This is a genomic window from Neisseria iguanae, from assembly GCF_003013245.1.
In the GTDB taxonomy this organism is placed as follows: domain Bacteria; phylum Pseudomonadota; class Gammaproteobacteria; order Burkholderiales; family Neisseriaceae; genus Neisseria; species Neisseria iguanae.
Map to the genome: position 1 here is coordinate 1 of NZ_PXYY01000094.1, position 9,674 is coordinate 9,674.

At 43.3% G+C, this 9,674-nt stretch carries 8 protein-coding genes and 1 pseudogene; 1 reads left to right on the forward strand and 8 read right to left on the reverse strand.

Going from position 1 to position 9,674, the window contains the following annotated elements; translation table 11 throughout:
• Window positions 1-163, forward strand: a pseudogene (locus tag C7N83_RS11535) (IS5/IS1182 family transposase); the annotation flags it as partial.
• Between the two features lie 167 nt (window positions 164-330).
• Here C7N83_RS11535 and C7N83_RS11540 read toward each other — a convergent pair.
• From C7N83_RS11540 to C7N83_RS11575, 8 genes are all read right to left on the reverse strand, one after another.
• Window positions 331-2,490, reverse strand: a complete 2,160-nt coding sequence (locus C7N83_RS11540; RefSeq protein ID WP_106742799.1) for a polysaccharide biosynthesis tyrosine autokinase — start codon at window positions 2,488-2,490, stop codon at window positions 331-333.
• A gap of 76 nt (window positions 2,491-2,566) precedes the next feature.
• On the reverse strand, window positions 2,567-3,010 hold the full coding sequence (locus tag C7N83_RS11545) for an arsenate reductase/protein-tyrosine-phosphatase family protein (protein WP_106742800.1): 444 nt from the start codon (window positions 3,008-3,010) through the stop codon (window positions 2,567-2,569).
• A 26-nt stretch (window positions 3,011-3,036) separates the two neighbouring features.
• Entirely contained in the window at window positions 3,037-4,173 is a 1,137-nt protein-coding gene (locus C7N83_RS11550) for a polysaccharide export protein (protein WP_106742802.1), read from the reverse strand.
• Window positions 4,174-4,245: 72 nt separating this feature from the next.
• Window positions 4,246-6,147, reverse strand: a complete 1,902-nt coding sequence (locus tag C7N83_RS11555) for a nucleoside-diphosphate sugar epimerase/dehydratase (RefSeq protein ID WP_106742804.1) — start codon at window positions 6,145-6,147, stop codon at window positions 4,246-4,248.
• 96 nt (window positions 6,148-6,243) lie between these two features.
• Window positions 6,244-7,419, reverse strand: coding sequence for a DegT/DnrJ/EryC1/StrS family aminotransferase (locus tag C7N83_RS11560; RefSeq protein WP_106742805.1), 1,176 nt, complete (start codon window positions 7,417-7,419; stop codon window positions 6,244-6,246).
• On the reverse strand, window positions 7,412-7,714 hold the full coding sequence (locus C7N83_RS16260) for a hypothetical protein (protein ID WP_245911219.1): 303 nt from the start codon (window positions 7,712-7,714) through the stop codon (window positions 7,412-7,414). Before C7N83_RS16260 ends, C7N83_RS11560 begins: the two co-directional genes overlap by 8 nt.
• 918 nt (window positions 7,715-8,632) lie before the next feature.
• Window positions 8,633-9,247, reverse strand: coding sequence for a sugar transferase (locus C7N83_RS11570; RefSeq protein WP_106742807.1), 615 nt, complete (start codon window positions 9,245-9,247; stop codon window positions 8,633-8,635).
• Window positions 9,240-9,674, reverse strand: a 435-nt coding sequence (locus C7N83_RS11575) for a glycosyltransferase (protein WP_146135152.1), incomplete at its 5' end; no start/stop codon positions are given. The genes C7N83_RS11575 and C7N83_RS11570, both read right to left, overlap by 8 nt.

Consider the following 9,674-nt stretch of genomic DNA (forward strand, 5'->3'; position numbering starts at 1 on the left):
GCGTTATGGTGGAACAGTGTTTCGGAACGCGACACCTACATTCCGATACAGCCGCGCTTCTTATTTCAGATTGCTGAAAGCCGCAGCGCAAAGTCATTTGAAAGCAATTTGTGCCAACCTGCTAAAGGCTGCCAACAGGCTTCGTGTGCCTGTTGTTGTCTGAAAGGGTGGAAATGCCCTATGAAGACGGGGGATATAGAAAATATAAGGGCCTTTTAGCCGAAAAAAGCTTACTTGATAACTTAGAGTAAGCTTTTTTGGGGGGGGGAAGGCTTTTGCAAAGGATTCAGGCCGTCTGAAATATTCAGACGGCCTTTTGATTATATGCTGTTACTTTTTGGCTTTTGCATTATTGCTATAGTCGGCATAAGCATAATAGTCATAGCTGTTGTTATTTTCACGTTTCATGCCGTTTAAGATCACGCCTTTGATTTGGACATTGCTTTGTTTCAAACGGTCGACACTGATCTCTAATTCTTTGGAAGTGGTATCACCGTAGCGTGCCACCATCAGGGTTGTGTCGGCATGTTGACCCACAATTGAAGCATCGGTTACTGCTAATATCGGTGGCGTATCAATGATGATGTAGTCAAAATGCGTTTGGGCATAAGCCAGCAATTCGTTGAAACGGTTGTCTAACAATAATTCGGACGGATTGCCCGGATAGCCGCCATTGCTGATGAAACTTAAGTTCTCAATGGAAGTGGCTTGTATGCCTTGAGTAGGAGAAGCTTGGCCGGACAGGATGTGTGATAGACCAAATTCTGAATCTGTACCAAAGGATTGTTGTAAATAACCTTTACGCATATCAGCATCAATTATCAATACCTTTTTGCCGGATTGTGCCATCACAACCGCCAAGTTAGCTGAAATAAACGACTTACCGGCACCCGGGGCAGCACCAGTAATCATCAGCACATTGTTTTTGGCTTCAAGCATGGAAAAATAAAGATTGGTACGTAAAGCGCGTACAGCTTCCACGGCAACATCTGTGCTGTCTTCATAAGCCAACAAATAAACAGGACGGTTAGAAAGCGATTTAAATCGGCCTTTCAATTTGTTGCGTTTTTGTTGGGATTGTGAGTGCGGCACTAGTGCCATTACTTCCATATCCAAATCTTCGACTTCTTCGGAAGAGGTGATGCCGTTGCGCAAGGTGCTGCGAAGCAAAAGCCATAATGCAGCCAAGGTACCTGCACCCAATGCACTCAATAAGATAATCACGGCTTTGCGCGGAGCGATTGGGATTTCCGGTTCGTAAGCGTGGTCAACCACGCGGACATTGCCTTGTGCGCTGGCGCGCACAATGTTCAACTCCTGCTGCTTGCTCAAAAGCTGGACGTAAGTGGCTTGGTTGGTTTCTACATCACGTGTTAGGCGGATAACTTCCTGCTGCGTGTGTGGCAGGTTGGCGATTTGTTGGTTAATTTTGTTTTTGGCATTCTCCAAAACCGACAATTTATCTAACACTGCTTTATAAGAAGGGTGTTCCGGCATATAGCGTTCAGCCAAACCGGCTTCCTCTGTACGCAGCATGGTAATTTGAGTTTCGATATTGATCAGGCTTTCCAATGCGCCTTTGGATTCTAAAGGAATGTCTAAAGAGCCCGATCTTTGGCGGTAGGCATTGAGTTTGTTCTCTGCATCTTGTAGGGTTTCTCTTAGACGGGGCAGCTCTTTACTGATAAATGCCAAACCGCTGGAGGCCACTTGAATGTCGCGTTCACGGTTTTGCTCAACATAATTATCGGCAATGTTGTTTAGAATCATGCTGATTTTTTTCGGATCGGTACCGGTGTAAGTCAGATTGATAATCGGACTGGTTTTGCCTTTGCTGTAAATACCCAGCTCATCTTTGATATTCTCAATGGCACTCGGTCTTGAGAATTTGGTCAGCAGGAATTCTTGGTTGGGATTCGCTAAAATCCGATCAATTTTCAGCACTGTTTCATTATTGATGCGCACGGGTGTGCCGACACGGCCATCAATGGAGTGTTCATCGGGCAGGGTTAGAATAAATGATTTGTTGTCGCGAACGGTAAGTTTGATTGGTTGGTTGAACCATTCTTCTCCAACAGTAAAAGTGCTGACTTTCAATTCAGGCTTGAGATCGTTGCTTAAGTTATAAACCAAGCGGCCGAAAACCGGAAAAAATTTAGGGGTGATTTCTTGATCCAAATGCAAGTCGTCAACTGTTTTTCCCAATACTAAACGTGACTGAATCAATTCCAATTCGGCTTCTGAAGGTAAGGGCTGATTGGAGAAAATGCTGCTGATTTCAGTCAGAATCTGGTTTTGTTTGGTTTCAATCTCCAGCATGGCATCGGCACGGTAAACCGGCGTTGCGGCTATACTGAACAGTGCACCCAATACGCCACCGGCCAATACGGCCAGTGCGATTTTATATTTATTCGCCCAAAGGTTTTGTATGTGCCGACTGATATCGATTTCGTCGTTGGCGATGGGTGCTGATGTTGTTGGTTTCGTCATCAGTAAACTTTCTTTTTAAAATTTAAAGTAATCTTAATTCATGACTTTTTGATGAAATATACAAAAGTCATGGGGGTTAATGTTGTGAGTTGCTTAGCTTTTGTGCCCAGCTTTGAGCTGCTTCTTCAAGTTGCTGAAAAACGGCTTCAAACATTTCCGGGCTCCGGCGAAAGGGATCAGGAACGGTTTTTTTGTTTAACCATTGGGCAAATAAAATAGTTTTGCTGCGCGCTGAGGGCTGGATATCAGCTACTTTGTCGATTTGCTCCGGCTCCATGACTAAAATCAAATCAGCTTTATCACACATTTCAGCAGTCAACTGCCGTGCGGTATGGCCGGCAACGACCACACCGTGTTTCAGCGCGGTTTTGATGGCTTGAAAATCGGCGTCTTTTCCTGCTAGCGCTTGGATACCTGCCGAATGGACAAGGTGGTTTGGCAGTTTTTTTTGCAAAATCCGTTCGGCAATTGGCGAGCGGCAGATATTTCCGTGGCAGACAACTAAAATATTTTGAAACATAATCAGTTAACAGTAAAAAACAATAATCAGTTACGGAATGCTCTATCTAAAGCAGTTATACTGCTGATGGAGTTGGTAATCAAAGAGACCATACGATTCCAGCGGGCAATTGGTGCAGCAGTGACATAAATCACGTCTTCAGCACGCAGTTTGAATTCGCTGCCAACGGCATAAGCAGTAGCATCGCGCAAATTGAGCTGATACACATGAATCGGTTTTTCCAAATCGTTTGGCGCACGTCGAATCACAAATACACCAGTGGCATCTGCATAGTTTTGATTCATGCCGCCTACTTCACCCAACACTTGAGTTAGGTTCAGGCCGTGGTTGCCGATGGCCAGCGAGGTTTGGCGGCCGACTTCACCCATCACATAAACTTTGCTGTTGCTGTTGTTTGGCACATAAATAATATCGCCGTTACTCAGCATATGGTTTTGCGACATATCACCGTATTGCAGCATGTTTTGTAGTGAGATGGTGCGGTCTATGCCGTTATGTGTCCATTTGATGTTTTGCGTATCGGCATTAGAAGCGACGCCGCCGGTTTGGTTGATGGCATCTAAAATGGTCATCGGAATATTGGTAATCGGCAATTGTCCGGCTTGGGTAACAGCGCCCGCAACTGATACACGTTGCGAACGGAATTCGGTCACGTTAATCACCACTTGTGGATTTTTCAGGTAACGGCGCAAACGTGAGGTTAAAATGTTTTGCAGCTCGTTAATGGTTTTTCCTTTGGCATGAATACTGCCAATCAAAGGATAAGAGATATAGCCGCGTTCATCTACCCATGCGCCCCGGCTGACCTGATGGGATTGAGGGTTACTTTGTTGAACAGGTGAGTTCAAATCCGCGTGTGCCCATACCATAATATTCAAGACGTCGCCGTTACCGACACGGTATTGGTAGTTAGATTTTTGTTGGGCGAGGGTATGGTTTGTCTGGGCTGTAATGACTGGTTCGCGCATACGCTCAATCAGATTGGGCGTGATGGGGAACACGGCCACACGGTCGTCCAAATTGGTGTCGGTTGCGGTTTCATTTTCACTGTAAATAATGGTTTTATTTTTAGTTTTGAGTACTGAACCAGGAATAATGGCCGTACTGCTGCAACCGCCTGCAAAGATGAGGAATGATAAGCTGATTAAGGTAAGCTTTTTCATGTGTCAGGATATCCTTGTAAATCTTAAGAGAGTTCAAAGGCCGTCTGAAAGAAACGGCTGTTGTCTGTACGTTCAGACGGTCTTTTGATGTTGCCGCCAAATCAAATCGCAAATATCGTCTTTGGGGTTAAAGCCTGTCGGGGCTTCTAATAATAATGAGCGAAGCATGGATTGATCCATGTGTCGGCACGCAGACTCCATGCGTGCAAGTATGTCAGATAACTGTTGCCATGACAGCATTACTTCGTTGGCAGTCATGATACGGGGATGAATCGTTTTTTGTACCTCATTACCGATTAACAGCTCTTCATACAGTTTTTCGCCCGGACGCAAGCCGGTAACTTTGATTTCAATATCACCTTTAGGATTGTTGTCATCTTTAATTCTCAATCCGCTCAGGTTAATCATCTGTTTGGCAAGGTCGATAATTTTTACTGAGTCGCCCATGTTTAATACAAAGACATCGCCGCCTTTGCCCATCGCACCGGCCTGAATCACCAATTGTGCAGCTTCGGTAATGGTCATGAAGTAGCGGGTAATGTCTTGGTGGGTGAGTGTAATCGGGCCGCCTGCCGCAATCTGTTTTTCAAATACCGGTACAACAGAGCCAGATGAACCCAATACATTGCCGAAACGAACCATACAAAAACGGGTATGCTGATTTGGTTCTGCGGCTAAAGCTTGCAAACATAGCTCTGCCATACGTTTGCTAGCCCCCATGGTGTTGGTCGGGCGAACGGCTTTGTCGGTCGAAATCAATACGAAGGTATCGACATTAGCTTCAACGGCTGCTTGTGCGCAAAACAGCGTACCGAAAATATTGTTTTGAATGCCTTCGATGGTGTTGAATTCAACCATCGGAACATGTTTATAGGCTGCAGCGTGGTAAACGGTTTCAACTTGATAAGCATGCATAATGCTTAATAGGCGTTCTTTATTTTGTACCGAACCCAATAACGGCAATATTTCGATCTCGCTGCCGGTTTCTGTTTGTGTTTCGCGCAATTCTTTGTCAATGTTGTATAAGGAAAATTCAGATAATTCAAACAGTAACAGTTTGGCCGGACGGCAGTGTAAAATTTGTCGGCATAATTCGGAACCAATTGAGCCGCCGGCACCGGTCACCATCACAATTTTGTCGGCAATATCAGCATGCATAAGTTCGGGGCGGGGTTCGACAGGATCTCGTCCCAACAAATCTACCACCGAAATTTTTTTCAATGAACTGACATTGATTTTGCCATCAACCAAATCTTTCATGCCCGGAATGGTCAAGACTTCGCATTTGTATTTTTTCAAGTGCTCGATAATGGTTTTGCGTTCTTCCTGAGTCGAACTCGGGATAGCTAACAAGATTTTTTCGATACCGTAACGGTCGATTAAACTTTGGATTTGATTCGGCGCGTAAACCGTCAAATCATAAATCACGCTGCGCTGGATGCTTTTGTCGTCATCAACAAAGGCTACGGCATTGTATTCGCGTACTTGTTTGATGGCTTCCAACAATTGTCGACCTGAACGACCAGCACCATAAATAATTACCGGTGTCATTTGTTTGGCTTGGCTGTCCGATAAAATCGCACGCAAAATCATGCGTGAGCTGGTGATTAAAACAACCAAAAACAAGAAGTAAACCAGTGGCGGCGCGAAGGTCAAACGCTGCTCAAAAATCAGAATGCTGATGAAAAATACGTAAGCAGAAATTATGCTGCCAATCACGGCAGAAGTCAATACGCGGGTGCTCACATAGCGTGTGACGGCTCGATAAAGACCTAAGCGCACAAAAACGCCAATGCTTGCAGCCGCAGTCACGATGAAAGCCAGCCAGTTGGTCATGCTCAGCCATTCATCGGAATAATGAGATTTCAAGCTTTGAGCAAACCAAAAGCCAATGAAAATCATCGCTACATCATGAGTGACAAAAAATGTCTTTTTTATGCTGCGGGGTAAAGCTAATAAGGTTTCCAAATTCATTTTGGTAGTTTCTGAATAATATTAAAAACTGTCGGCTAAACGGATTTTTCAGACCGCCTTAAAGCATTTGAGGCTGTCTGAAAAAAAAACAGGCGGTTACACAGTTGCTGCTGTTAAAACTTCTTCAATATGCCGGCAGCAGAAAGCCATTTCTTCTGCTGTCAACGTAGGATGTACCAAGAACATCAAACTGGTCTCGCCCAATTCAACCGCATTCTTCAAACGTTCTTTCGGGCGCCATGGTGTATTTTCGAATGCTTTTTCCAAATAAACTTCCGAGCAGCTACCTTGATAAACAGGCACTTTGCGCGCATTCAGCTCGTTGATAATGCGGTCGCGCGTCCAGCCTTCTTTCAAGTTTTCAGGTTTGACGAAAACGTAATACTTGTATTGCGCATGTTTGATGTAATCCGCTACTTCAATCAAACGGATACTGCTGAATTTGCTGAGCGATTGCGTTAATTGTTCGGCATTTGCCTGGCGTTTGGCTGTCCACTCAGGCATACGTTTGATTTGAATGCGACCGATGGCGGCTTGCATTTCCATCATGCGCCAGTTGGTGCCGAAGCGTTCATGCAACCAGCGGAAACCTGGTGCGTGTTCACGGTGATAAACGGCATCGTAGCTTTTCCCATGGTCTTTGTATGCCCACATTTTGTTCCACAAATCTTTATTGTTGGTTGTTACCATGCCGCCTTCTCCGCCAGTGGTCATAATTTTGTCCTGACAGAACGACCATGCACCGACATGGCCGATCGAACCGACGGATTTGCCTTTATATTCTGCGCCGTGCGCTTGAGCGCAGTCTTCAATCACCCATAGTTTGTGTTCTTCCGCCAAGGCCATGATGCCGTCCATTTCGGCAGGCATACCGGCCAGATGTACCACAATAATCGCTTTGGTATTAAGGGTAAGTGCGGTTTTGATGGTTTCGGCGTTGATGTTTTGGCTGTTCAAATCCACATCAGCAAACACCGGATTGGCACCTGCCGTCACGATGGATGATGCAGAAGCAAGAAAGGTGCGTGATGTTACAACCACATCGTCACCTGCACCAATGCCTATGGCTTTCAGGGCAATATCTAAGGCCAACGTACCGTTTGATAGCGCAACAGCATATTCGGTCCCAATATATTGGGCAAATTCTTTTTCAAATTCACGGCATTCGGTGCCGGTCCAATAATTGACTTTGTTTGACAACAGTACGCGTGATACTGCATCTGCTTCTTCTTGGGTGAAGCTGGGCCATGGAGAGAGAGATGTATTAAGCATTTGCTTTTCCTGTAAAAAGGCTGGTTGAATTTTTTGGTGCAACTTCTTCCAGAATTTGACGATTGGTTAAAGTATATTTTTGGCTGTTAATTTCTACATAAGCACCATCATAAGGAGGGAACCAGAATGCACGGATTTTACGGTCAACATCATCATTTGGCTGAATCTGTTTTATGGCTTCCATTTCGTCTCGGCTAACGTAACGGCTGCCAATATTCGGATTGGTGGGAAGTTTTTCTTGGCTGTTTACTTCGTGCATAATGATACTTTGTGCAAAAGATTCTAAAACTTGCATGGATTTCTGTTCGAGATCGGTCTCAGAATCTATGGCAAAATGTTCGATTTTAATTCATTCGCCTGTATCAATTAAGTTGCATCAACGTAATGTGCAGAAATACCCCATTCGTTTAACGTATCAATAATGGCTAAATTGTAACTGCCTGTACTTTTGTATTCAGGCAAAATAGTAGGATGGAAATTAATGGTGTCGCGTGTCGTAAAAGTGTCGTTAAAAATTCATCACGCAATTTGCGCCAGTACAAACAGATAAGCCCAAATCATCTTTCAGACGGCTTTTTTCATTGCTGCCAAAGCGCATTATATAAGGAAGACTTAATTTATCGGCAGTAGCCGTAGTAAGCGAACCTTACAAGTGACTGTCTGTCAAAACCCTGACAATCTCTATTTTTGTTGGCCGGACAAAAAAGCCAGTAATTTGCCGAGACTTGTTTACGACCCATAAATGAAAATTTAATTATAATTATTATATTCCTAAAATCAGATGATTACTTAAATAATAAAATCCGATAGCTTATCTGAATGATTTAAATTTGGAAATACGGATGATATTCCCAAGTAAAGTCATTAGGATTGTTTAGGCGAATATTGTTTTCCGAAGCTTCTAATCCAGTGGTTAATCATTCTATAAGCTTTGGCGTAATAAAATCCTTTTTGATATTGCCACTGATGTAAATAAATTTATAATCTTTCCAACTATGAATATAAACTGAAAGTAAGTTAAGTAACTGACTTTAATCCCAGATATTCTATATTCATGCTCTGAATATAGCAAGTACGGTAAAAAAACTGCCTGAAACATGATAGACAGCAGATAATTTAGGAACTGAGCAGCGTAAATACTTGGATGTTATTTAGTGAGGTTGGCTTAAAATCTTCATCGGTTCTACACGACAGTCTGTAGAAAATGAGTATATCATTTTTCTTCAGTCTTATTGCCTGTAAAATATGGCATAGTAGCTTCTCCGTCTGCAGAAATGCCTTCCTTGATAAATACTTTCTTAACCGTTAAGAATAAAATTTTGATATCCAGCCAAAGACTGAAGTTATCAATATACCAAATATCGTGGGCAAATTTTTCATCCCATGACAATGCATTTCGACCGTTGACTTGTGCCCAGCCTGTTACACCGGGTTTCATTTCATGTCTGCGGTTTTGGAAGTCATTGTAAAAAGGTAAATAATGCATTAATAATGGACGAGGTCCTACCAGACTCATATCTCCTTTTAAAACATTCCAAAGTTCGGGTAGTTCATCCAGGCTTGTGGCGCGCAGTTTGCGTCCGAACGGTGTTAAACGTTCGCTGTCAGGAAGGGGATTACCTTGAGTATCAACAGCGTCCCTCATAGAGCGGAATTTAATCATTTTAAACGGTTGACCATTTTCACCCGGGCGTTCTTGGGTAAAAAATACCGGTGAGCCCAGATTTTTCTTGATGATATAAATCAAAATCAAAAATACTGGTGACAAAATAATCAAGCCGGACGCCGAAGCTATGATGTCGAATAGGCGTTTGATCAGTTTATTCATGACCTAATCTTTCAATAAGGTTGACAATTCTTTGGTAGGAAACATCACGTTTAAAGCGGCGGATAATTTCTTCAGATCGCACAGGATCGTTTTTATGTAATAAAATTGTTCGTGCGGCCTGCACAAAACTTTCCACATCGCCTGAACGATAGTTGGCGTGAGGCAGTAGTTTTAAAACATCTGCTACTTCATCGTTTACCTGACTGTTTAAAATGGGCTTTTGTAAAGCCATATAATCCGACAGTTTGTTGGTAATTGACTGCATTGCATATGAATGAATGGCATTAACTGAAATATCACAGCCTTTGGCAATAGAAATCATTTCAGCATACGGGATATAGCCATAAAATTTAATCGAAGCATGTTCATACTGTTTCAGCTGCTCTGCATCGGGTCCGCCTCCCATAATATGCAGTTCAACATTTTC

Bases quoted from the DNA above. Each gene is read 5' to 3' on its own strand.
- C7N83_RS16260 (WP_245911219.1), bottom strand. From the start codon at position 7,714: ATGCAAGTTTTAGAATCTTTTGCACAAAGTATCATTATGCACGAAGTA.
- C7N83_RS11560 (WP_106742805.1), bottom strand. From the start codon at position 7,419: ATGCTTAATACATCTCTCTCTCCATGGCCCAGCTTCACCCAAGAAGAA.
- C7N83_RS11570 (WP_106742807.1), bottom strand. From the start codon at position 9,247: ATGAATAAACTGATCAAACGCCTATTCGACATCATAGCTTCGGCGTCC.
- C7N83_RS11545 (WP_106742800.1), bottom strand. From the start codon at position 3,010: ATGTTTCAAAATATTTTAGTTGTCTGCCACGGAAATATCTGCCGCTCG.
- C7N83_RS11555 (WP_106742804.1), bottom strand. From the start codon at position 6,147: ATGAATTTGGAAACCTTATTAGCTTTACCCCGCAGCATAAAAAAGACA.
- C7N83_RS11550 (WP_106742802.1), bottom strand. From the start codon at position 4,173: ATGAAAAAGCTTACCTTAATCAGCTTATCATTCCTCATCTTTGCAGGC.
- C7N83_RS11540 (WP_106742799.1), bottom strand. From the start codon at position 2,490: ATGACGAAACCAACAACATCAGCACCCATCGCCAACGACGAAATCGAT.